20 protein-coding genes are annotated in these 23323 nt (G+C 68.5%); 6 read left to right on the forward strand and 14 right to left on the reverse strand.

All coding sequences use genetic code 11. From position 1 onward, the window contains the following. Window positions 1-32: 32 nt before the first annotated feature. From RAH39_RS09500 to priA, 8 genes are all read right to left on the reverse strand, one after another. Window positions 33-1751, reverse strand: a complete 1719-nt coding sequence (locus RAH39_RS09500) for a ribonuclease J (RefSeq protein WP_306589855.1) — start codon at window positions 1749-1751, stop codon at window positions 33-35. Next, window positions 1748-2572, reverse strand: a complete 825-nt coding sequence (gene rsmA, locus RAH39_RS09505; protein ID WP_306589856.1) for a 16S rRNA (adenine(1518)-N(6)/adenine(1519)-N(6))-dimethyltransferase RsmA — start codon at window positions 2570-2572, stop codon at window positions 1748-1750. Before rsmA ends, RAH39_RS09500 begins: the two co-directional genes overlap by 4 nt. A gap of 55 nt (window positions 2573-2627) precedes the next feature. After that, complete coding sequence (locus RAH39_RS09510) at window positions 2628-6950, reverse strand: pilus assembly protein (RefSeq protein WP_306589857.1); 4323 nt, start codon at window positions 6948-6950, stop codon at window positions 2628-2630. Between the two features lie 31 nt (window positions 6951-6981). After that, a complete protein-coding gene (locus RAH39_RS09515; RefSeq protein ID WP_306589858.1) occupies window positions 6982-7548 on the reverse strand; it encodes a PilX N-terminal domain-containing pilus assembly protein in 567 nt (188 codons plus the stop codon). 22 nt (window positions 7549-7570) lie between these two features. Then, entirely contained in the window at window positions 7571-8809 is a 1239-nt protein-coding gene (locus RAH39_RS09520; RefSeq protein ID WP_306589859.1) for a type II secretion system protein, read from the reverse strand. Next, entirely contained in the window at window positions 8802-9365 is a 564-nt protein-coding gene (locus RAH39_RS09525) for a type IV pilus modification PilV family protein (RefSeq protein WP_373467322.1), read from the reverse strand. Before RAH39_RS09525 ends, RAH39_RS09520 begins: the two co-directional genes overlap by 8 nt. Next, window positions 9350-10024 (reverse strand): prepilin-type N-terminal cleavage/methylation domain-containing protein, encoded by a 675-nt coding sequence (locus RAH39_RS09530; RefSeq protein ID WP_306589861.1) that lies wholly within the window; start codon window positions 10022-10024, stop codon window positions 9350-9352. Before RAH39_RS09530 ends, RAH39_RS09525 begins: the two co-directional genes overlap by 16 nt. Before the next feature lie 137 nt (window positions 10025-10161). After that, window positions 10162-12432 (reverse strand): replication restart helicase PriA, encoded by a 2271-nt coding sequence (gene priA / locus RAH39_RS09535; RefSeq protein ID WP_306589862.1) that lies wholly within the window; start codon window positions 12430-12432, stop codon window positions 10162-10164. 23 nt (window positions 12433-12455) lie between these two features. On the opposite strand from priA, the gene tsaD reads away from it, so the two are divergent. Beyond that, on the forward strand, window positions 12456-13484 hold the full coding sequence (gene tsaD, locus RAH39_RS09540) for a tRNA (adenosine(37)-N6)-threonylcarbamoyltransferase complex transferase subunit TsaD (protein WP_306589863.1): 1029 nt from the start codon (window positions 12456-12458) through the stop codon (window positions 13482-13484). Window position 13485: 1 nt separating this feature from the next. Further along, entirely contained in the window at window positions 13486-13770 is a 285-nt protein-coding gene (gene gatC / locus RAH39_RS09545) for an Asp-tRNA(Asn)/Glu-tRNA(Gln) amidotransferase subunit GatC (RefSeq protein ID WP_306589864.1), read from the forward strand. Window positions 13771-13787: 17 nt separating this feature from the next. Here the strand turns inward: gatC and RAH39_RS09550 are convergent, their stop codons facing one another. Beyond that, window positions 13788-14375, reverse strand: a complete 588-nt coding sequence (locus RAH39_RS09550; RefSeq protein ID WP_306589865.1) for a hypothetical protein — start codon at window positions 14373-14375, stop codon at window positions 13788-13790. A 68-nt stretch (window positions 14376-14443) separates the two neighbouring features. Here RAH39_RS09550 and RAH39_RS09555 point away from each other — a divergent pair, with 68 nt between their 5' ends. Both RAH39_RS09555 and RAH39_RS09560 read left to right on the forward strand, forming a co-directional pair. Next, entirely contained in the window at window positions 14444-15565 is a 1122-nt protein-coding gene (locus RAH39_RS09555) for an anhydro-N-acetylmuramic acid kinase (protein ID WP_306589866.1), read from the forward strand. Next, complete coding sequence (locus RAH39_RS09560; RefSeq protein WP_306589867.1) at window positions 15562-17514, forward strand: transglutaminase TgpA family protein; 1953 nt, start codon at window positions 15562-15564, stop codon at window positions 17512-17514. The genes RAH39_RS09555 and RAH39_RS09560 overlap by 4 nt, the downstream gene beginning before the upstream one ends. Here the strand turns inward: RAH39_RS09560 and RAH39_RS09565 are convergent. Together RAH39_RS09565 and RAH39_RS09570 are read right to left on the reverse strand one after the other, a co-directional pair. Then, entirely contained in the window at window positions 17501-18271 is a 771-nt protein-coding gene (locus RAH39_RS09565; protein ID WP_306589868.1) for a slipin family protein, read from the reverse strand. The two genes, RAH39_RS09560 and RAH39_RS09565, sit on opposite strands and share 14 nt — an antisense overlap. Window positions 18272-18316: 45 nt before the next feature. Beyond that, window positions 18317-18946, reverse strand: a complete 630-nt coding sequence (locus RAH39_RS09570; RefSeq protein WP_306589869.1) for an MBL fold metallo-hydrolase — start codon at window positions 18944-18946, stop codon at window positions 18317-18319. A gap of 36 nt (window positions 18947-18982) precedes the next feature. Between RAH39_RS09570 and RAH39_RS09575 the strand changes: the two genes are divergently transcribed. Both RAH39_RS09575 and uvrC read left to right on the forward strand, forming a co-directional pair. Beyond that, window positions 18983-19618, forward strand: coding sequence for a DUF5808 domain-containing protein (locus RAH39_RS09575; protein ID WP_306589870.1), 636 nt, complete (start codon window positions 18983-18985; stop codon window positions 19616-19618). 34 nt (window positions 19619-19652) lie between these two features. Next, window positions 19653-21467 carry an excinuclease ABC subunit UvrC gene (gene uvrC / locus RAH39_RS09580; protein WP_306589871.1) on the forward strand — a complete coding sequence of 605 codons (1815 nt, stop codon included), beginning with the start codon at window positions 19653-19655 and terminating at the stop codon, window positions 21465-21467. 1 nt (window position 21468) lies between these two features. Here uvrC and RAH39_RS09585 read toward each other — a convergent pair whose 3' ends face one another. The 3 genes from RAH39_RS09585 to RAH39_RS09595 are packed head-to-tail and all read right to left on the reverse strand — an operon-like array spanning window position 21469 to window position 23251. Next, window positions 21469-21966 (reverse strand): tetratricopeptide repeat protein, encoded by a 498-nt coding sequence (locus RAH39_RS09585; protein ID WP_306589872.1) that lies wholly within the window; start codon window positions 21964-21966, stop codon window positions 21469-21471. Window positions 21967-21998: 32 nt separating this feature from the next. Then, window positions 21999-22445: a hypothetical protein gene (locus RAH39_RS09590; RefSeq protein ID WP_306589873.1), complete on the reverse strand. Its 447-nt coding sequence runs from the start codon at window positions 22443-22445 to the stop codon at window positions 21999-22001. Further along, window positions 22442-23251 carry a segregation and condensation protein A gene (locus RAH39_RS09595; protein WP_306589874.1) on the reverse strand — a complete coding sequence of 270 codons (810 nt, stop codon included), beginning with the start codon at window positions 23249-23251 and terminating at the stop codon, window positions 22442-22444. Before RAH39_RS09595 ends, RAH39_RS09590 begins: the two co-directional genes overlap by 4 nt. Window positions 23252-23323: the final 72 nt, after the last annotated feature.

Consider the following 23323-nt stretch of genomic DNA (forward strand, 5'->3'; position numbering starts at 1 on the left):
GTGATCCTTATCTTTTTGAATGCAAAGTGGTATCAGGAAGCGGGGGATTCCAGGATCACGGGAATCACCAGCGGCCGCGTCTGGGTGGTCTTCCGGATGATCCGCCGCAGGGCCAGCCGAAGCGCGTCGCGCAGGGCCTCCCCGTCCTTCCGGACCAGCGGCGGCGCCTCCTCGTAGGTCTTGCGGGCGACGCCGGCCAGCAATTCCGCATAGGCCTCGTCGTCCGACACCATCACGAACCCCCGGCTGAGGATGGTGGGGTCGGCCGCCAGGGCCCCCGTGTGGGGATCCACCAGGAGGGTGGCGAACACGATGCCGTCCTCCTGGAGGATCAACCGGTCCTTGACCACGCGGGCGTCGACCATGTGATCCACCCCCTCGTGGACGAAGCACTTGCCGACGGGCACCGAGCCCGGCAGGTCCACGCGCCCATCCTGGAACAACCGCAGGCAGAGCCCGCCGTCCAGCAGGCTGATGCGGTCCTGCGCCCATCCCAGGGACGCCGCGAGACGGCCGTGGGCCTTCAGGTCCCGGAAGGTGCCGTGGACGGGCACCATCTGCGCCGGTCGCACCGCGCGGATCAGGTCCGCCAGTTCCTCGCGGCACCCGTGGCCCGAGGCGTGGACGAGGCCCAATCCCTCCAGCGAGGTTTCTGCCCCGAGCCGCTCCGCAGCGTCGAGCATCCGGGAGATCGCCACCTCGTTGCCCGGAATGGGCCGGGCACTCACCAGAAGGCGGTCCCCCGGCTCCATGGGCAGGCCCTTGACCTCCTTCCGCAGGAGCCGCGCCAGGCCGCTCATGGGCTCGCCCTGACTGCCGGTGCAGAGGACCAGCAATTCGTCGGGAGCGAACAGCGCCGCATCCTTCGGTTCGAGAAGGATGTCGTCGGGGAGGGCGAAGCGCTTCAGGGAGCGCGCCAGAGTCAGGTTGCGGTCCAGGCTCCGTCCCAGCAGCACCACCCGCCGGCGGAACTCGTAGGCCAGATCCACCAGCGTCTGGAGGCGCTGGATGTTGGAGCTGAACGTGGTCACGAACAGCCGCCCCTCCGTGCGCTCGAAGGCGGCTTCCAACCCTTCGCGGCACAGGGATTCGGAGGGGGTGCGGCCCGGCCGGCTGACGTTGGTGGAATCGGCCATCAGCAGCCGCACGCCCCCATCGCCCAGAGCCCGCAGGCGGTCGAGCCCGGTGACGCGTCCGTCCGGCGGCGCGGGATCCAGCTTGAAATCCCCGGAGTGGACCAGAACGCCTTGGGGCGTATACAGAACGAGGGCGCAGGCATCGGGGATGCTGTGGGTGACGGGAATCCACTCGGCTTCGATCTCGCCATCCCCCACCTTCACCCGGCCGTAGTCGGCCACCGGGCGCAGCAGCTCGGGGCTCAGGCCGTGCTCGCGAAGCTTGCCCTCCAGCAGTCCCAGCGTGAAGGGCGTGCCGTAGACCGGCACCGGCCAGCGCCGCAGGAAGTAGGGAAGCGCCCCGAGGTGATCCTCGTGCCCGTGGGTGAGCAGCACCGCCTGGAGGCGGTCCGCGAAGGGCTCCAGGTAGGCGAAGTCGGGGACGATGGAATCGATGCCCGGCTGGTCGTCGGAGGGGAAGAGCTGGCCGCAGTCCACCAGGAAGAGGCTACGGGCGCTGTGGACCACCAGGGCGTTCATCCCGAATTCGCCGAGGCCGCCGATGGGGATCAGGCGCAGTTCGTCCGCCGCGGGAGGGGTCGTCCAATCCTGGAAAACGGGAGCGGAGGAGATCATGGCGCAAGCCTTTCGGGGAGCCGGGAGGCCAGAGCCCGGGATGCGGCAAGCCACGTCCGGGGCTCGATCCCTTCCGCGCGGAGGGTGGGATCCAGGCCGGCTTCGGCCAGCGCCTCCGGCGGGAGAACCCCCTGCCAGTTGTTGGCCAGGGTCTTCCGCCGATGGGCGAAGGAGCGGTGCAGGAGCGCCAGGAGCGCCTTGCGCTCCGCAAGCGGGGGCGCGTCCGCCCGGGGCTCGAACAGCACCACGGCGGAATCCACTTTGGGCGCGGGCCGGAAGGAACCCGGCCCCAGCTTCACCAGGCGGGTGAGCCGGGCGCACAGTTGCGCGAGGATCGACAGGGGTCCGTAGGCCTTCGTTCCCGGCGTACCCATCAGCTTCTGGGCCACTTCCAACTGGAACATCAGCGCCATCCGCTCCCAGGGAATGTCCTCGGTCAGCAGCCGGGCGAGGATGGGCGTCGCCGCGTTGTACGGCAAGTTGCCCACCACGGACCAGGGCTCGCCTTCCGGCAGGCCCATGCGAACGGCATCCCCTTCCAGCAGATGGAAATGAGGCCGGTCCACGAACCGCTCCCGCAGCAGGGCGCAGGCTTCGGAATCCAGATCCACCGCCCAGAGCGGACGGCCATCGTCCAGGAGCCGCTCGGTCAGGACGCCGGGCCCAGGGCCGATCTCCAGCAGCCGCGGGGCCGGCGTTCGCAACGCGGCCTCGACGATGACGCGGATCGCGCCCTCATTCACCAGAAAATTCTGGCCAAGGGATTTCTTGGGACGCAAACGGGGGAGGGTGGAAGGTTCCGACACGCCCCAGAGTACCACCCGCTACCCGGCTTCCTGAAAAGGGGCCCTTGCGGGCCCCAGTGAGCGTGCGTCGTTAGTGGACCGTCCGCCAGGTGCGGGGACGGGGGAATCGGTCCTTGACCAGACCGAAGATGGTCCGGATCGCGGTGGTGGATGTGTTTCCGGTGCTTCCGCCCGCAGTCGGCAGCATGCCGGCCTGATTGGCGGTCACGGTGCTCCGGGCGGAGAAGCTGGTGGCGACTCCCGACCACGTGAAGACCTGGCCGCCCTGGCAGGCGGTGCCATAGGCGTTGGAGGCCTGGGTGGTGTTGCCGAGATAGACGGGCGAAATCACGTCACAGACCCGATTCGTGCTGGTGGTGCCGCTGCCGCCGCTGCAGGGATCCGAGAGGGTGGGCATGAAGTAGGAGAAGAGGAGGGCACCCCCCAGCACGAGGGGCTCGTTGATTCCCTTGGGAAGGAAGCCTCCGGTCTTGGCGGGGAAGAAAATGTCGTAGCCCCGCTTTCCCTTGGCCAAGTAGTAGGAGGTGTTGCCGGGCACCACCTCCGGCGGCGTCGTCCCCGAGGGGCTGTTGGGCACGTCGTAGAGGTCGGTGGTCTGGATGGTCGTGCCCCCCAGCGTGGCCTCCTGGTTGTCGAATACGACGGTCAGGCGGTGCCGGGTGGGAATGGTGGCGGAAGTGTAATTACGATCCAGGGGATTGTTCCGATCGCCGCTGACCAGCGCAATGCCCACCGGAATGGTCCCTGCCGAAACGGGGACGTTTCCCGTCAGGAAGGGAGCCGGCACAGTGGACATGTACTCGTTGGCCGCTCCTGCGTAAATCTTGCGGACGGAGGCGGCGGAACCGAAGTTGCCGTCCACGGTCCAGGCACTCAGGTTGCTGCTATCCCGGCGGTAGGATTTCCCGTCGGAGGCGGTGGTCGTCTTCGCGGATCCCAGCGCCCAGAGGCTGCCGTTGAAATCCGTGAAATAGGCGCGCTGGACCAACCCGCTGTTGAGGAAATACTCGAAGGGCACCAGGCCTGCAGCCACAGGCCCCATCCCCGTCACGACGCCCCCCAGTCCACCGCTGGCCGAGAAATCCCATACGTTCAGGATGGTTCCCGACCCGGCGTCCACAGCCAGTGCGGAACGCCCCAGAAGGGCCGGAGCGAACTCGGCGTCCACTTCCGTGGTGCTCAGGCCTCCGCCCAGAAAGACGGCGTCCCGGAGGGTGGGAGCCGTGGTGCCGTACTGCACGCGGCCCACGGTCACCGCCGAGGTGGAGAAGCCGAGATTCTTGATCACGGACTTGGCCTTGGTGGGATCCGAGTACTCGACGCGGCTGGTGGGAATGGTGGCGGATTCATCGGCGGAGACCACCCACGCCATCGTCGGAGTGAACGGATTCGTGATGTTCAGGGCGTAGTAGCTGCGTCCCCCCTTCCGCAGGCCGAAGATCACCCGGGCCGTCTCCGTGCTGTCGATGGTTCCGTTGCCGGAGAGGTTGGTGCCCACCGGAAGGTCCAGGTGATAGACGTAGGGTGAGCCGTCCACCAGGAAGCGATGGGTGTTGACGGTCTGCATGTAATCGAGATTCGCCAGGAAATCCGTGGGCACGAAGGCCCACAGTTCGTCCACCGCGCCGCGGGTGATGGGATTTGCCGGGTCGGTGGTGTTGTCCGTCCAGCTGATCTCTCCGAACGCGTGGAACATGCCCTGGTTCGTGCCCACGAACAGGACGCGGAACCGAGCGCCGCTGTGCGCGCTCAGCGCGGCGGTGAGCGTCGCGGGGAGACCGGTGCGGATGGCGTCGGTGAGGGTGTACTCCACGACGGCAGGGGCGCTGTTGATGACGTCGCCCATGATGGTGGAGCGGTTGGGCTGGGCGGCGAGGTTCAAGTCGGCGCCCATGATGAACTTGATGAGGTCGCTCTTCTGGGCTTCGGTGTAGGACGAGCTGGTGGCGATGTAGGCCTTGATGGCGTCGAATTGGGCGGTGGAGCCCGAGGTCGGCTTGAACATGAAGGGGATCAGGGCCGGCGTGGGAACCGACGTGGTGGCCGGCAGGCGCGTCCAGATCTTCCTCTGGTCCCACTTCCGGTTGTAGAGCGCGGCGGAGGCGGCCCAGCTGGCGTTGCTGGCGCTCAGCGTCGTGGAAACGGGGGCACCCGCCTTGTCGAGGATCACCGTCTCTCCGTTCACCTGCTTCGTGGGGAACATCAGCAGATCTCCCGGCCAGACGGGACCGCCCTCCTTGGGAGGCGTGAAGTTGCCCAGATAGATCTGAGAGGCCAGACCGAGACCCACGAAGGGAACGGTGGGGAGCGCATTGGAGTTCTGGTTGGCGATGCTCGCCGCTTCCTTGAAGGCGCGGTCCAGGTTGTCCACCAGGGTCTGGGGCGCCGTGCCGTCGAAGAAGTAGACGGAATTGGAATCGGTGACGCCGTCGTTCACCGTGTAGGGAATCGCGGTGGCGATGTTGTAGGTGGTCTTCCGCGGATCGCCGAACGTGGCGGTCGCCAGGAGGCGGTACTTGGCGGACGTGATGTCGGAATTCAGCGCGATGGGAGGAACGTTCAAAGCGATGGGCTGCGCCGGAGTGCCGGCCCAATTGACGCCGAGGCTCACCCCCACCGTCATCGTCTGGATCGGATGCGGGTAGCTGAAGGTCATGGCGTCGGAACCCGTCCCCCGCTTCTTGACCCAGAAGGGCGCGAAAGCGGCGATCGACCCGGAGGAGGGATAGGTGACGGTCAACGGATCCACCATCGCCCCGATGTTCAGATCGCCGCCGTGGGCGGCCACGCCCGCCAAGGTGGGGGAGTTGTAGTAGGTGCTCCCGATGTTCAAGGAGGAAGCGTTCCCCTTGAGGGCCGCGTTCCCGGCAGCGGCTCCCCCCAGGTAGGGGAAATTGGAAGCCGACCCTTCCGAGGGGAGGGTCTCGCCGCTGGGCGCACCGTCCGTGAACAGGATCATGAAGTGCTTCATGCAGTCCTGCGGCGCGTCGTCCGGCGACTTCTCCACGCGGGAGAAGGGATCGACGTTCTGCAGCTGGGCGTAGACGCTGGCGTGGGAGAGGGTCAGCGGCGTGCCGCCGTTGGGCACCAGCTTGGAGATGCGCCGGACGCCGTTGTCCGTGTCCCCATTGAACAGGTTCCAGTTCTGGCTGCCCACCTGCGTGTTATCGTCGACGTCCGGCACCGAGATGGTGGTCGGCGCGGAAGTCGTCTGGCTCACCGTGGAGCCGGTGGCCGCGAGGCTGCGGAAGGCCCAGTACACCTTGTCCTGGTACTTCAGCCAGGTCCGGATCGCCGCTTCCTTGATCGCCTGGATGCGGTTCCGATTCGGAAGGCCGTTGTCGAACGATCTCTTCGCGGCCGTCGTAAAGGTCAGCGTGCCTCCCACCGAATCGGGATCGATGGCGGTGAGGGATGTGGAAATGGCGTCGGGGACGCAGTAGCGCCCGCTTCCGTCCTTGCCCCAGAAAATCCACTCGATGTAGCGGGTGCGGTAGAGGCCGATGTTGGTGTTGCTGTTGTTTCCCACATTCGCGGTCTGGTCGTTGCTCACCCGCCGCAGCATCACATCGTTGCTCTGGGTGCCCAGGTAGTTGGTGTCCAGGTCGTACCGGATGGATGTTTTGGGATCCGTGACCGTCTCCCTCGGCAAGGTGGAGCTGATCGTGTACGGGCTGCTGCCGTCGGGGAGGGTGTCGCCCGTCACCACGCCGCTGGAGGTTCTCCAGCCCTTGGTGGGCAGGACGGCCCAGTTCAGGGGAAAGTCGATGTTGCGCGTCACGCCGTTGTAGGTGCATTCCATCCGGACGTGGGAAGCCGCGCGGATCCAGTTGCGCGCATCCTTGGAACGCATGCCGAGGGAGGTGGTCCAGTCGAGATCGGCGTAGCTGTAGGCGTTCGCGGCGTTGGGATCCGTGGATGGCAGCGCGTTCACATCCGCCTGCATGACCTCGCTCCCGTCGGGCTTCACCAGAATGTTGGTGCGGATCCCGGAGGTGGTCTTGGGGGCCCCTCCCACGGTGTAGCTCCGTCCGCTCACCGAGACGGTGGTGCTGCCCGCCCCGCTTCCGAAGCGGACGCTGGTGATGGCCGTCCCCGTGGTGTTGATCACCACGCACACGTTCGTATACATCGACGTCGTAGTGGAAGTCGTATCCTCGTCCGCCCAGTTGTTGGGAAAGAGCGGATGGAACATCAGGCGGTTCATGGACCCCGAGAAGTCGAAGACCGTGGCGATCTCCGGCTTCAGGTCGAGGGTGGTCTTTTGGTAGAGGTCCAGGAAGTCCGTCTTGCCCTTCTGAAGCCGCGGGTCGAGCTGGGCGCAGAGGGGCTGGACGAGGAGGATCGCCAGGGCGAGAGAGGCCAGGGAGCGGAGGTTCGGGAAGCGGATCATGGGAGTCGGAGCTCCTCTCGCGAAAGGTCGTTCACTGCTGCTTGTTGGTCGTGGAAACCCAGGTCTCGCGGCTGTGCTGGAACTGCATGGAACCGCCGTAGTCGTAGACCCCGTTCGAACGGATGGCCCACAGGTCGGGCTTGAGGCGTTCGTCGATCTGGCTCGTGAGCACGATGGGAAGCTTGCCCATCTGGAGCGCCCACAGATCGAAGGTGCCCGTCTTGCCCGTTCCCAGCGAGACCGTCATGTCCGAGGACGTGCCCACCTTGAAGTACTGCCCCCCCAGTTCCGGATTGTCGCGAAGCTGGTCCAGCACCCAGATGAGCCGCTGATAGCCGGTCGTCACGCTGCTGTCGACCGCGGGCCGATTCTCCCGTTCCTGGATCATCCAGTAGATCGTGTATTCCAGGCCCGTGTCCGCCACGGTCCGCACCTCCGCGCCCTGGCGGGAGGTCCCCGACACGATCATTTCGCGGAGCGCGTTCTTGGCCATGGCCACCGACGCCACCGTCAGCAGGACCAGAAGCATCAGGGTCACGACGATGGTGATGCCACCGGCTTCGGAACGGCGGAGGGGAGAGGGCGTGCGAACAGGCATGGCGGATCGCCTCATGGAAGGATCACTTGAAGGAGAGGCCGAAGTGGCGAGGCACGAGGTAGAGGCTCTGGACGCGCTCGCGGTATTCCGCCGTGTTGGCGACAGCGGCGTTCTCCGTCCGCTTCACGGCGCTCCGCGTCGTGAGGTCCACGCGCACCATGACGGGGGTCTCGCGGAACCAGTTGGCATCGTTTGTATTGTTGGCGGAGGGAAGCCCCACCGCCGCCAGTTGCGTATTCACCTGGGGCAGGATTCCGTTGGTCCAACCCGAGGCGAAATCGTTCGCCGTCAAGCCCACGCCGGCCCAGGTCCGCCCTCCGTCCCCACTGAGGTACACCTTAAAGGTCGTGGCATTCTCGGCCACGATGGTCTGCAGGCTGTCGTCCGCGATGAAACCGGCGCGGTTGTAAACTCCCTGCTCCCGGATCAAGCAGGGCAGCGCCACGGTGGGCGTGGAGGGGTCCAGAAACTTCGGACGGATGCTGTACCGCACCATCTGCCCCCCGCGGACGAACACCACCGGCGCGCCACCCGTGGACGGATTCGTGATGGTGGGATTGGTGAAGGTCCCGGTCCCGGCGAAATGCCGGGTCTTGCTCATGGCGTTCACGCCCGTGGGAAGCCCCTGCTCGTTGTCGGGCTCGTCCACCGTGGTGAACCTGACAGTCTTGCCGTTGACCGTGGATCCCTGGATACGCACGGGACTCCACTGGTCCTTGAAGATCGCGTATTGCCCGTCCTTGACCATGGAGGCGTAGCTGGCATCGGCAAAGGTGACGGTGAAAGAGCGGTCGAGGGTGGCCAGGTTCGTCTTGTTGGCCACGCGTTCCGCATTGGACGAGCCCGCAAACGAAGCGCCCGCGCTCGGGGCCGTGAGGGTGCCCTCGAAGGGGAGCGCGTCGTCCAGATAGAGGTAGAGCTCGTCGCCCAGTGCCTTGGCGGTGGGTACGTCCGTACCCGTATAGGGCCGGTTGGGAATGATGTAGAAGGCGGGATTGGTATTGTTGTCGATGATGGTGGGATAGACCGTCAGGTTGATGAGGTACTGACCCGTCGCGTTGAGGTCGTCGTACACCATGTCCAGGGCCACACGGTTCCGGCGGCCGCTGCTGATGGTCTCGCTGGAAACGTAGAAGGTGTTGAGGCTGGACTGGTAGACCTTCGCCATCCCGGCCATCAGCAGGCCGATGAACACCAGCGCGATGAGGAGTTCGACCAGGGAGAATCCGCGGTCAGCAGAGAAAGGACGCGGCCTAGGCATGGACCACCGATCGGACGAGGTTGACGCTGTGCTTGACGAGCTTCGCGGGATTCGAAGGATCCGGTGATTCGGTGAATTCCACCCGCACCAGATAGCGGTCCGTGGCTCCAACCGTCCCGCTGATGACCTGGGTATCGACCCAGGAAGACACCGTGAAATAGGCGCCGGTCGCGCTGGGCAGCGGCGCGCCGGCGAAATCGTAGTAGTCCACGATGGCGGCGGCTGGAGCGGCGGCCGTGGGAAGGATGCCGCCCACCACCGGCGCCTTGCCGATGTAGCGGGGCGTCCAGCTGGGAGCGCCGTTGAACACCATCCCCAGATAGGACTGCCGGGCCTCCGCGTTGATTCGCTCCATCACGCCCTCGGAGACGAGCACCGCCGTGCTCATGCCCCGGCTGCTGGTGGTGGTTCGCAGCGCCATGATCTGGAGCGTGGCCAAACCGAGCAAGCCGATGGCCAGGATGAACGCGGCCATCAGGAATTCGAGCATGCTGAAGCCCGACTCCCGCCTCGCTACGGAAGAAAGGGGCGAAGGGGTCCTCACAGGCGCCTCCACGATTCGGCCGAATTGGAACGGTAGAACTTGTAGATGGAATTCCCTCCGCCGGGCACCACGATCACCCCGACGGGTCCGCTGGTGATGGGAAAGCCGTTCCGCATCCCCACCACGGCAATGTAGAAGCCCTGGTTGAAGCGCTTGCTGTACCCGTTGACGACGAAAGAGGTGACCGTCGGCTTGGTCGGATCCGGAAGCGGAGGATTGAGGCTTCCCGTGAAAAGGGCGCGCGTCAGCGCATCCCTGAAGGGGTCCGCATTGGTGGGCACGACGGTCCTCAAGGACGCCACCGCGTCGTTCGCCCAGCCGTTCCCGCAGTCCACGCCCGCGTAGTCATAGTCGCGGGAGCCCCGGACGTAGCGGAAAGTCTCGCCGGAGAGATCCGCCGCGCCGTTGAAACTCAACAGGGCCGGCGTGGTGGTGTTTCCCCACACCCCGTTCGTCGTGAGGGTCACGTCCGCAAGCGTGGAGGTGGTGCGCTTGTGGGCGGCGACCAGCACCCCTTCGAGCTCGTCCATCACCGAACGCACCGCGCTCCCGGGCCGGTTCCCGATGGTGGTGACCGCGGCGATGGCGAGGATGGCCACGATCGCCATCACGGCCAACAGCTCGATCAGCGAATATCCCGACGCCCTGGAGGGATGACGGCTCGTTCTCATGGGAAACCTTCGAAGTGATCCAAGGATCGACGGGATGGAGGAGGATCTCAAAAAATGATAACGGCTTAAATATATCAACTTACACGGTAAGCTTTTCTGGAATCACGTTGAAAAGGGAGGGTATGACTACTTTTTAATCACCCAAACTGAAGCGGATCCCGGTCCAGGCTGACGGACCCGCCGGGATCCAGCGGGTGGCGGCGGAGCACTTCGCTGAGCGCGCCTCGCCCGCCCTTGAGCAGGAGGTGCATCCGCCAGCGGTCCCGAACTCGGGGAACCCCGGCTTCCAGAGGACCCAGGACGCGCAACCCCGGAACGGACAAGCGCTGTCGAAACGCTTCCAATGCTTCATGGGCCTGACGAGGCGTGTCGGCCTCGGCGCGATAGAGGCTGAGGGCCGTGAAAGGGGGGTAGCCCAGTCCTTCGCGGAAGGGCAGCTCCGAAGCCGCAAAACCTTCGAAATCCTGAGCCAGGGCGAAGGTGATCGCGGGATGGTCGGGAGAGTAGGTCTGGAGGATCACCCGCCCGGCCAGCTCGGCCCGACCGGCGCGGCCCGCCACCTGCGTGAGCAATTGGAAGGTCCGCTCGGACGCCCGGAAATCGGCAACCTTCAGGCCCTGATCCGCGTTGAGTACGCCCACCAGGGTGAGCCGAGGGAAGGTGTGGCCCTTGGCCAGCATCTGGGTGCCCACCAGGATGTCCACCTGCCCCGCCTCGGCCGCGAGCAGCCCTGCTTCCAGGGAGCCCCGGCGGCGGGTGGTATCCCGGTCCAGGCGCAGAATGCGCGCGGAGGGGAAGAGCTGGCGGAGGTGCTCCTCCACCTGCTCCGTGCCCTCCCCCACGCCGCGGAGATGCTCGGCGCCGCAGTCGGGACAGGCTTCCGGGGGCGCCGTCTCGTGACCACAGAGGTGACAGCGGAGACGGAAGTCGCCGCGGTGGTAGGTGAGCGAAATGGCGCAGTGGGGACATCCCAGCGCCTTCCCGCAGGCCCGGCACATCCAGAAGTTCTCGTAGCCCCGCCGGTTCAGCAGGAGAAGGGCCTGCTCTCCCCGAGTCAAGGTCTCGCCTAGAGCCTGCATCAGGGGCGGCGCCAGGATCACCTTCCGCCGCGCCTCGCGGTACACGTCGCGGAGATCCACGATCTCCACTTTCGGAAGGGTGATGCCGGCGGGCCGCTGGCGCAGCCGGAGCAGCCGGTAGCGGCCCTCCTGCGCCGCCTGCCAGCTTTCCAGGCTGGGCGTGGCGCTGCCGAGAACGATGGGACAGTCCTCGATCTGAGCCCGCTTGATCGCCAGGTCCCGGGCATGGATGCGGGGATGTTCCTCGGACTTGTACGAGCCCTCGTGCTCCTCGTCCACGACGATCAGCCCGATGTCGCGGAGGGGCGCCAGGACCGCGTTCCGCACACCCACGAACAGACTCGCGCCGTTGAAGAGAAGGCGCGTGACGTCCCCGTGCTTTTCCCCGGCGTTCAGCCCCGCATGGCCGACGGCCACGCGGCCGGGGAAGCGCGCCTCCAGGCGGCTGAGCAGCCGCCCCGTGAGGCCGATTTCCGGCACCAGCCACAGCACCCGCCGATTCGCGGCGAGCGCCCGTTCCGCCAGCGCCAGGTAGACCTCCGTCTTGCCGGAACCCGTCACGCCCTGCAGCAGGTGGACGCCGAAGGTTCCCAGGGCGACGGCTTCCAAGGCCGCCCGCTGTTCCTCATTGAGCGTCACCGTGCGATCCGCTCCGGCCTCCCGCCGCTGGGCCAGCAGATCCACCCGCTTCATCCGCACGACGAGCCCCCGCTTCTCCAGGGTGCCCAGCACCGACATGCCCACGCCCGCCGCTTCCAGCAGCTCCGGCTCCATCAGGGCGCCGCCCGCGTCCTCCAGCGCCAGCAGGACCTTGGCCTGGGCGGGCGTCACCCGGGGAGGATGGGGCGCCCCCGTGAGCCGCACCTCGGTGAGCCCCACGCCCCGCAAGGCGGCCCGGTGCAGCAGGGTTGGGAGAATGGCCGGATCGCGGTGCCAGACCTCGCCCCTCTCCGCCAATACATCCCAAGCTTCCCGGTCCCGGTGAAAGGACAACGGCTGTCCATCCTCCTCCGCCTCCCAGTGGGGCAGCAGGGCCTGAGGGAGGCTCAACGGCAGGAGGTGCGCCTCCAGGCAGCCGTAGTAGCGGGCCGCGAAACGATGGAGTTCCCGCAGTTTGGGCGGCAGGAGAGGAAAGGGATCCAGGATGCCCTCGATGGGCCGCAACCGGGCCGCCGGCGGTGCGGGATCCGGGCCCATCGCCAACCCCATCGCCGCGGTCGTGCGCAACCGCACGCGCACCCGCACGCCCTCCGGCAGCCCCTCCGGCGCCAGGTAGGTGAGCGGGGGCAGCGGCCGGTTCAGCTGGATGCGGGTGGGGACGAGGGCCATCGGGCTCAGGATACACTTGGCCCATGCTGGTCCTGGGCCTGGAATCCTCCTGCGACGACTGCTCCGCCGCGGTGGTGGAGGAGACGCTCGCGGGTCCGGTGCTGCGGTCCCTGGTGCGCGAGAGCCAGGACGCCATCCACGGGCCCTTCGGGGGCGTGGTGCCGGAACTCGCGGCGCGGGAACACCTGCTCCAGGCGCGCGCCGTGATGGCCGGCGCTCTGGTGGGCGCCGGCGTGGGGCTGGATGATCTCGACCGCATCGCGGTCACGCGCGGTCCGGGGCTGGTGGGCAGCCTCCTCGCCACCTTCAGCGCCAGCAAGGCCGTGGCATGGCGCGCGGGCATTCCCTGGGTGGGCGTCCACCACCTGCTGGGCCATCTCAATGCGGCGCGTTTCGCCGCGCCGGCCCTGCCCTTTCCCGCGCTCGTTCTGCTGGTCTCCGGCGGGCACACGCACCTCTATCTCGCCAAGGATTGGACCTCCCTGAGCCTGCTCCAGAAGACGCGGGACGACGCGGCGGGGGAGGCCTTCGACAAGGCCGCGCGGATGCTGGATCTGGGCTATCCCGGCGGGCCGCTGGTGGACGCCGCGGCCCGGGCCGCTTCCCGCGCTGGCGAACCGTTCACGCCCCCCAAGTTCCGCGACGGCAAACCGTCGTGGAGCTTCTCGGGACTGAAGACCGCGGTGAAGCTGCGGGTGGAGCGGAATCCGCGATTGGCGTCAGCGGGGGCCCAGGATCCCGACGTCCAGGGCCTGTGCCGCAGCCTGCAGGAAGCCATCAGCGCCTGGCTGCTGAAGCCCATTCCCGCCCTGGCGGAGGAACACGGCGCGCGGAGCCTGGTGATCAGCGGCGGCGTCGCGTGCAATTCGCGGCTGCGTACCGAGGCGGCGCTGGTCGCCGCGCGGACGGGCTTGGCCCTGGCGATCCCCGAGCCGCGCCTCTGCACCGACAACGGCGCTATGATCGCCGCCGCGGGCGCCCTGCTGGAGCCCGACCCCGATCCGTGGCCCCGGAACGCCGACGCGGACCTCAAGCTGGAGCTGGGAGGCTGACATGGAAGTGACCTGCGAGGATGTCCTGCGCTGCGCCGCCCTGGCTCACCTGAAGCTGGCCGAGGAGGAGATCGAGCCCCTGCGGCTGGCGATGGCGCGGATGCTGTCCCACGCGGCGAGCCTGGACGAGCTGCCCCTCGACACGGTGGAGCCCATGTTCGGACTGGCGGGCCGCGCCCTCCCGCGACGGGAGGATGTCCCGGGGGAATCCTTCACCCAGGCGGAAGCCCTGGCCTCCGCTCCCGAGCAGGATCGGGGGCACTTCGTGGTTCCGAAGGTGCTGTAGAAGCCGGACGCCCGGTCCTACCAGTCGCCTCCGCCCGAATCGCCGCCGCCTCCCCAGTCGCCGCCGCCGGAATCGCCCCAATCACTGGAGCCGGAGCCCGACTCGCCCCAGTCGCTGGAAGAATCCCCCGAGCCGCCGCTCCAGCCGTCCCCTCCGCCGTCGTTTCCCCGATCCTCGTGGTGATGGCCGCCGCCCAGCATGCTGCCGATCATCATGCCCGTGAGCAGCCCGCCCGCCCCGCCGCCGGGCTGGCCGTAGCCGCCCTGCTGCATCGGAACGGAGCCCTGCATGGGGGCGTCGAGCCCCAGGCGCCGCCGGGCGGACAGCGGAAGCTCCTCGTCCTTCAGGTTCTGGACGCCCGCCACGGCGCCGCAGTACCCGCAGGCCCACTTCACGGCGCGGAGTCCGTCCCAGTCCTGCTTCATCCCGTCGCCGGAAGCGCCGCAGGCGGGGCACTTGGGATAGGGGCACGGGAAGGTGTGGGGTTCCAGGGGGCCCGTCGGGAGGGCGCGACGCGAGGCGCCCAGCTGTTCGGGGCGGTCCTTCTTACCGCGCATGACCAGGAAGATCACGACGCCGATGATGAGAATGAGCCAGAAGGACATGGGCAACCCCCGGAGCCTTCAGGGTATCCGCAATCTCCAGCCCCGTTCTTGCTGGCATCATCAGCGTCATGCGCCCCCCCATCCCGCTTCCGGAGGACCGCCCCTGGCGCGTGCTGGGCCTGATGTCCGGCACCAGCGCCGACGGTGTGGACGCCGTGCTCGCGGAAATCGATCCCCGCGCCTTTCCCGAGGGACGCCCCCTCCTCCGGCTGCTGGGCCACCGGGCCGAACCCTATCCCGGACCCCTGCGGGACGAGGTCCTGGCGGCCGCTTCGAACCGCCTCGATCCCGCTGGCCTGTGCGTTCTCCAGCGCCGGCTGGGCGACCATCACGCGCGGGCGGCGGCGGACCTGTGCGCGGAACTGGACCTCCGGCCCGACCTCGCCAGCCTCCACGGCCAGACCGTCCAGCACCACCCCGCCGAGGGCGCGAGTCTCCAGCTGGCGGATCCCTACGTCCTGGCCGAAGCCGTCGGCTGTCCCGTGGTGTGGGACCTCCGCCGGCGCGACCTGGCGCTGGGGGGACAGGGCGCACCACTGGTGCCCCTGCCCGAGCTGTGGCTCCGCGGGCGCGAGCCGTGGCTGGCCTTGAACCTGGGCGGAATCGCCAACCTCGCCGCCTGGGACGGCAGCCGCCTCCGGGCCTGGGACACCGGCCCGGGCATGTCGCTCCTGGACCTCGCCGCCCGCCGCTGGCTGGACTTGCCCTTCGATCCCGCCGGGGCGGCGGCCTCCGGTGCCGTCCACGCGCCGCTGCTCGAAACGTGGCTGGCGCATCCCTACTTCCGTCAGGCGCCCCCCAAATCCACGGGGCGGGAGGTCTTCGGCGAGGCGTGGCTGGGGGCGGAAGCCCTGGCACTGGAGGCCCTGCCCCTCCCCGACCGGCTGGCGACGCTGGCGGCCTTCACGGCGGAAGCGGTGGCGCGGGAGGCCGCGCGGCTGGATCCCGTCCCCTCCGGCGCCCGCGGGCTGGTGAGCGGCGGAGGGGCGCAGCATGAACGGCTCCGCGCCGAACTGACCGCGCGGCTGCGCGTGCCCCTGGAGGACGATCTCGCCTTTCCTTCCGGCGCCCGGGAAGCCGTCAGCTGGGCACTCCTCGGCGCCGCCAGCGCCCAGGGGGTGGCCGGCAACCTGCCGGAAGTGACCGGCGCGTCCCGGCCCGCGGCGCTGGGGAGCTGGGTCTGGCCGTGAAGGCGGCGCGGTGGATCGACCACCTCCCCCTGTGGGTGGTCCTGGGGGCGGCCGCGTCCACCGGCACCTACGATCCGGGCGAACTGGTGGCGATGGCGCTTCCCCTGGCCGCGGCCGTCGGAGTGGAGCTGCTCCGGTGGGATCTGGGCCGCCGCCAGCGCTGGCTGGAGGCGGGGGCCGTGGTCTTCTTCCTCGCGGACCTCAGCCGGGGCCGGGGCATCTTCGCAGTGGCCATCCACACCCTCTTCCTCCTGGCGGGCATGCGCCTGGCCCTCCCACGGGAGCTGCCCCAGCGGCGCCAGCTGGTACTCATCGGGTTCCTGCTGCTCCTCACCGCCGCCGTCAGTACCACGGACCTGATCTTCCTCGTCTGGGCCCTGGCCTGGGCCGGAGCGGCCGCCGCGGCCCTGCTCCAGCAGACGTGGGAGGCCTCTGCCGCGCTCCGGAGAGGGGCGCCGTCGCGGGCCCCCTACGCCCGCGTCCCGCTCTGGCTGGGCGCGTCGGTCCTTCTGGGGGCGGCGTTCTTCCTGCTGCTTCCCCGTCTCAATGCCGGCTTCCGCCCGCCCTTCCTGCGGGTGGCGGGCGCCCTGGCCCAGGCGGGCCTGGGGGACCAGCTCGACTTGGGCGCGAACGGCCCCATCGCCCCCAACAGCGAGGTCGTCCTCCGCATCGTGCCGCCGCCCGAATGGAATCCGACCGACAGCCGCGGCCTGGAACTTCTGCGTGGCGTGGCGCTGGAGGCCCTGGACGGCGACCGGTGGACCACCTCCGATCTGACGCCCAGCACGGCCTTCATGCCCCCCGCCCGGCACGCCAGCGCCTTCCGGGTGGAATTCCTGTTCAGCCCCAGCGGGCAGGGGATCCTCGCCCTGCCCTACGGCTTGAGCGAGGTCGCGCCGCCGGGCCTGCCGCTGCGGCGGGCGGAAGGGGGCAGCCTCCGGTGGCGGTTCCCCCGGGCTCGGCCCATGCCGGTGGAGGTGGCGTGGAATCCCAGTGACGCGGACCCCGGCGAAGGCGAGCTGTCCTCCCGCCGGCGCCAGCTGCTGCTCCAGCCGGGCCCCGAGGAAGCCGCAATCCGCCGCTGGAGCCTGCGCGTGGCGCCGGGGATCCTTCCGGCGCCCCAATTGGCGCGGACGCTGGAGCGCGCCCTCCGCGGCTTCCGCTACACCCTCGACAACCCGTCGGGGGGAACGGAGCGCCCCCTGGAGGATTTCCTGGAGCGCACCCAGGCGGGCCACTGCGAGTACTTCGCCTCGGCCATGGCGCTGATGATGCGGACCCGCGGCGTCCCCGCCCGCGTGGTGAACGGCTATCGCCTCGGCCCGTGGATTCCCGAAGGCGGCTATTTCCGCGTGAGCCAGGACCAGGCCCACAGCTGGGTGGAGTACTGGGACCAGGGCCGCTGGCGGCGCGCGGATCCGACCCCCGCGGGTCCGCCGGGGGCCAAGGACGCGGGCTTCCTCGCCGCCCTGTCGCGGTGGGCGGACACCCTGAACTACCGCTGGGACCGCTACGTCGTCCGGTTCTCCGACGAGGACCAGCAGGCGGGCCTGTCGTGGATCCAGAGCGCCGCCCAAGCCTGGGAATGGCGCTGGAAGGCGCCCCCGGCGGGACTTTCCTGGTCGGTGGGCACGCTGGCCTTGGCCTGGATCGGCTGGCGCAGCCGCGCCCTGTGGCGGCCCACGCCCTCCGGCCCGGGCAGCATCCGCGCCCTGCGGCCCCTCCTGGCCCGCCTCCGGCGGCAGGCGCCGCCCATCTCCGGAGAAACGGCCCGGGCGTGGCTGGAGCGCCTCGGCGCCCTCCGGCCGGAACGGGCCGAGGCCCTTTTGCGGCTGGCGGAGGCCGTGGAGGCCCAGATCTACGGGGAGAAAGCGAGCATGGAAGCCTCCGCCCTGGCGAAGGCGGAGGCTTCCGCGTGGCGGGGGTGGAAGGCTTCTACTTCCCGGTGAGCTTCTCGAAGGCCTTCATCAGCTCGATGGGCAGCGGGAAGACGATGGTGCTGTTCTTCTCCGTGGCGATCTCGCCCAGGGTCTGGAGGTAGCGCATCTGGAGGGCCGTGGGGTTCTCGCTGATCTTGTTGGCGGCTTCCAGCAATTGCTGGCTGGCCAACAGCTCGCCCTCGGCGGCGATGATCTTCGCCCGCTTCTCGCGCTCCGCCTCGGCCTGCTTGCCCATGGCGCGCTGGATCTGCTCGGGCAGGTCCACGCTCTTCAGCTCCACACTGGTGACCTCGATGCCCCAGGGCTCCGTGGAGCGGTCGATGATCTCCCGCAGGCGCTGGCTCAGCTTCTCGCGATCGGCCAGCAGCTCGTCCAGGGTGACCTCGCCCAGGATGCTGCGCAGCGTCGTCTGGGCCATCTGGCTGGTGGCGTAGTAGTAGTTCTCCACGCCCACGATGGCGGCTTTGGGATCCAGCACCTTGAAGTAGACGACGGCGCTCACCTTCAGGCTGACGTTGTCGCGGGTGATGATGTCCTGGCTCGGGACGTCCATGACCACGGTGCGCAGGCTCACGGTGACGGAGGTCTGGAAGGGCCGCCACACGAAGCACAGGCCCGGTCCCTTGGGCTGGGCGTCGACCTTCCCCAGGGTGAAGACCACCAGCCGTTCGTACTCGTTCACCACCTTGAGGCAGGCGAAGAAGTAGATCACCAGGAAGAGCGCGATCGGGCCGAAGCAGCCGAACGACGTGAGCAGGGCGTCCATGGAGGACCTCCGGGGGTTGCGCCCAGTCTACGCCGGACTATCCCCTCACGAATGGCCCCTCACGAAGGGATTGCCCGTCGCCTCCTCGCCGATGGTGGTGGCGGGTCCGTGGCCCGGGATCACCAGGGTGGCGCCGTCCAGGACGTAGAGCTCCCGGCGGATGCTCGCCTCCAGCTGATCCCAGTTTCCGCCCCACAGGTCCGTGCGTCCGACGCCCCCGCGGAACAGCGTGTCCCCCGCCAGCAGCACCCGTCCGCGGGCGAATTCGCCGTGGAAGCAGCAGGAGCCGGGCGTGTGGCCCGGGGTGTGCAGCGTGGTCAGGTCTCCGTGGCGATCCCCGGCGTTCAGGTCCGCCATCTCGGGCTGGGGGATGGCGGGCATCCCGAACAGCCCCGTCTGGCGCGGCAGGGCGTCGATCAGGAACCCGTCGTCCGCGTGCAGGTGCGCGGGGCACTGCCACAGGTCCTGCAGTTCGCGGGTGGCGCCCACATGATCGAAGTGGGCGTGGGTGTGGAGCAGCGCCGTGACGGTGAAGCCGAGGGTTTCCACTCGCTTCCGGATCTTCGCGCCGTCGCCGCCGGGATCCACCACCACCCCCTGCCCCGTAGCCGGATCCCACAGAAGGGAGCAGTTGCAGCCGAGGGGTCCGACGGGGAAGGTTTCCAGGTTCAGCATGGTTCCAGTCTCTCATCGCGGAGCTAGGCTGGAGCCATGGAACCCCACGATCGCACTCCGGGCTGGCTTTCCAAGTGGGACCTGGTCCCGCTCGCGGCGGTGCTCCTGGTGGCCTGCGCGCTGCCGGTCCTCCTGTCCCGCCTGCCGGATCCGATTCCCACCCACTTCGACCTGCGGGGCCGGCCGGACGGCTGGACGTCCAAGGCCGCGTTTCCCTGGCTTCTGTTCGGCCTTCCCGGCGGTCTGTGGCTGATCCTGCTCTTCAGCGGGTGGGCCTTCGCCGGGAGCGACCAGGATCCCGACGGCCGGAAGGGCGCGGCGATGGCCCCCATGCGGGGATTCACCGCCTCCGGGGTGATGGTCCTGCTCCTCGCCGTCGTCCTCCGCCCCGGAAGCCTCGCCCTCGGCTTCGGAATCTTCGCCGCCTTCCTCCTGCTGGGAATGATCCTGATGGTCCGGGAACTCAAGCGGCTCGGAGCCCCGGGGCCTTCGGACGACTACCGGTGGGGCCTCTTCTACGTGAATCCCGACGACCCCAAGGTGTGGGTGCCCAAGCGCTTCGGCATCGGGTGGACGCTCAACTACGCCCACGCCTCGGCGTGGTGGCTCACCCTCCTGCTGCTGGCGCCGGTGCTGGGCCTGCTGTTGGTCCAGGTCCTGATCCGCCGCTAGGATCGCCGGCGGCCCGCTAAACTGGGATGTGGCTGTGATCCGAACCAACCTGGAGGCCTCCCCGGCCTTGAAGCGCAAGCTGGCGGACCTGCCCGTGCAGCCCGGCTGCTACCTGTACCGGGACGAAGGCGGGAACCTCCTCTACGTGGGCAAGGCCAAGGTCCTGCGGAATCGGGTGAAATCCTACTTCCAGCAGAAGCGCCTGGACGCCAAGACCCGCCGGCTGGTGGCGCGGATCTGGGATCTGGAGTTCATCGTCTGCGAGACGGAACTGGAAGCCCTGATCCTGGAGAACAACCTCATCAAGGAGCACCTGCCGCCGTTCAACATCCTGCTGCGGGACGACAAGAGCTATCCGTACGTGAAGCTCACCTGGAAGGAGGCCTTCCCCAAGGTCTACGTCACGCGGAAGATCCGGAAGGACGGCAGCCTGTACTTCGGCCCCTTCTTTCCCGCCAGCACCGCCTACCGCACGGCGGAGCTGGTCTACCGCTTCTTCCAGATCCGCGACTGCGACATCGACATCGACGGCAAGCGGGGCCGGGCCTGCCTCAAGTACCAGCTGCACCGCTGCACCGCGCCCTGCATCGCCGCCGTGACCCAGGAGGCCTACCGCGAGCAGGCCAAGGAGGCCCGGCTCTTCCTGGAGGGGAAGCGGGACGAGCTGAAGGCGCGATTGGAGGCGGCCATGTGGAAGGCCGCCGAAGCCGCCGCCTTCGAGCAGGCCGCACAGCACCGGGACGCCCTCCAGCAGGTCGACGCCTGGTTCACCCGCCAGAAAGCGGCCACCCCCGACCTGGAGGACACGGACATCTACGGCAGCGCCGTCCTGGACGGTCGGGCCTGCGTCCACCGCCTGATGCTGCGGGAAGGGCGGATGGTGGGCCGCCATGAGTACCTCCTGGACGAAGTGGAGATCCTCGACGGCGAGGTGCTGTCGCAGGCGATCCAGCGCGTCTACAGCAGCGAGCCGCCCCCCGCCCGGATCCTCACGGAGGTGGAACCGGTGGATTGCGACCTGCTGTGCGAGTGGCTGTCCGGACTGCGCGGCACCAAGGTCCGGGTCCACGTCCCCCGCAAGGGCGAGAAGGTGGATCTCCTCGCCATGGCCCAGGAGAACGCCCGCCTGGCCTTGGAGCGCAAATTCGAGCCCGCGCGCCTCAACGAAGCGGTGCTGGAGGGCCTCCAGGCCTTCCTCGGCCTGGCCCACCTGCCCCGCCGGCTGGAGTGCTTCGACATCAGCCACGGCCAGGGCCGGGAAGTGGTGGCCAGCTGCGTGGTGTTCACCGACGGCGTGCCCGACAAGGCCCGCTACCGCCGGTTCAAGATGACCAACGAGCAGAACGACGACTTCGCCAACATGCACGAGGCCGTCACCCGCCGCTACCGGCGCATGAAGGACGAGGGCCAGGCATTTCCCGACCTGGTGCTGATCGACGGCGGCCTGGGCCAGCTCCACGCGGCAGAGGCCGCCCTGAAGGCCCTGGAGTTGGAGAACCTGGAGCTGGCCAGCCTCGCGAAGAAAGAGGAGCTGGTCTTCCGGCTGGGCGCGGCGGAGCCCCTGCGGATCCCCAAGTCGTCCCCCGTCCTGCAACTGCTCCAGCGCATCCGCGACGAGGCCCACCGCTTCGCCATCACCTACCACCGCGCCCTGCGCGCCAAGCGCACCCTGCAAACGGAATTGACGCAGATCCCCGGCATCGGGCCCACCACGGCGAAAAAGCTGCTTCAGGCCTTCGGCAGCGCCACCAAGGTGCGCGAGGCCGAGGAGGCCGCCCTGGTGGAAGCCGTGGGCCGCGCCGCCGCCGCCAAGGTCGCGGCCTGGCGGAACGGACCCCCTCCGGCCTAGCCTATTTCCGCACCCGCTCCAGCTTGGCGAGTTCGGTCTGGGCGGCTTCGCTGCCCCGCTCCGCGGCCTTCCGGTACCAGTAGAGGCCTTTCTCGGCGTCCTGCGGCACGTTGAGCCCGTAGTAGTACATCACGCCGAGCATCCGCATGGCGTGCGCATCCCCGGCCTGGGCCTGGTCGAAATAGGCCTGGGCCCCGGGAGGGACGGCCTCCGCGGGCGCCGCGGCCACCGACGGCGGCGTGCGGCCCGAGAACAGGAGGTAGGCGCCCAATCCCACCAGCGCCACCACGGCCAACCCGGCGGGGACCTTCCATCCGCCGGGCGGGAGGGGCAAAGCGGACTGGGCCGACGGGGGTTCCGGCGGGGGCTCCGGCGGCTGGAGCACGGGAGGAACCAGCCTCACCGTCTGGTCCGGCTGGGGCTGGATGAGCAGCTTCTGAGTGGCATAGGGATCCTCGCCCCGCGCGGGATCAGGTTCGGGCCGGTGGGACTCGGGCATGGGGACCCCCGCGGACGCATGATCGTCGGCCGTCAGGATACCGCCCCTTCCCGCCATCGTCGGAGCGGGGGGAAGAACGCCAGGAACAGGAAGGGGGTGCAAAGCACGAATCCCCATGCGTGGCCCGCGGCATGGCGTCCCGTCAGCGCCCAGTAGACCAGCCCGTACATGCTGCTCAACTCGAACAGCGCCGCGTACAGCAGGGATTCGCGCAAGAGCACACCGGATTGCCGGGCTGGAGGCAGCTGTCCGAAATCCTTCAGGACCGTCCCTCTGCGCCACAGCACCCAAGCGGCGGACAGGAAGACCAGACCCGTGAACGCGTGTCCCACTTGGAGGAAGGGGCCTTCCGGAAGGTTCCGCCCCGCTGGGACGGCCCCGGACACCATCAGCAGCGCGACCAGGACGGGGCCGCCTCCGCAGAGGGCCCATCCGACCGCGCGAGCCCGCCGGTGGGCCGCCGACAGGACCTCGCTCACGCGGCCTCGGCGGCCTTGATCCGGATCTCGCCGAAGGTCTCGCCCTGCACCAGGGCGATGCGGCCCGTGCGGACCAGCTCCAGGAGGGCCAGGAACGTCAGGACCAGCTCCTCGCGGGTGCGGACCTGCCCGAGGAGCCCCTGAAAGGGCTTCCACAGTCCGTCCTGCAGCTCGCGGAGCACCTCCACCACGCGCTGTTCCAGGGTCTTCGGCTGGGTGCGGACCTCCACCGGAGGCGGCGGCAGCAGCCGCTTCAGGGCGTCGCGGTAGGCGCCCAGGAGGTCGAATAGCGTGGCGCGGATGGGCTCCTCCTCCACCCGCTTGTGGTCGTCCAGGTCGAGCCCGGGCGCGAAGGCGATCTTGCGCCAGTCCGCTTCCCGGTCCGACAGCATCGCCGCGGCGGCCTTGACCTGCTGATAGTCCAGCAGCCGCTGGATCAGTTCCTCGCGGGGATCCTCCTCGCCGGTCTCCTGCGGCGGTCGGGGGAGCATCAGGCGCGACTTGATCTGGAGAAGCTGGGCCGCCATGGCCACGAACTCCGCCGCGATCTCCAGGTTCAGCTCTTCCATCAGCTGGAGGTAATCCATGTACTGCCGGGTGACGTCCGCCATGGGCAGATCCAGGATGTCCAGCTTCTGGTCGTGGATCAGATGGAGCAGCAGGTCCAGCGGCCCTTCGAACGCCGACAGGTGCAGGGCCAACCCCCGGAACTTGGTCTCGAAACCCTTGGGGGGCTCGAAGGTCTTCGAAGCCTCCGGCGCACGTTGGGCCAGGGATTCGGGGACTTCCGGAGGGGTGTCGGACATGGGCTCATTCTATCCGAAGAGAAAGAAGGAATCGGCCCCGGATAAACACCGATAAACGCTGATTAAAAAAGA

The sequence above is a fragment of the Geothrix sp. 21YS21S-4 genome, assembly GCF_030845995.1.
Classification (GTDB): domain Bacteria; phylum Acidobacteriota; class Holophagae; order Holophagales; family Holophagaceae; genus Geothrix.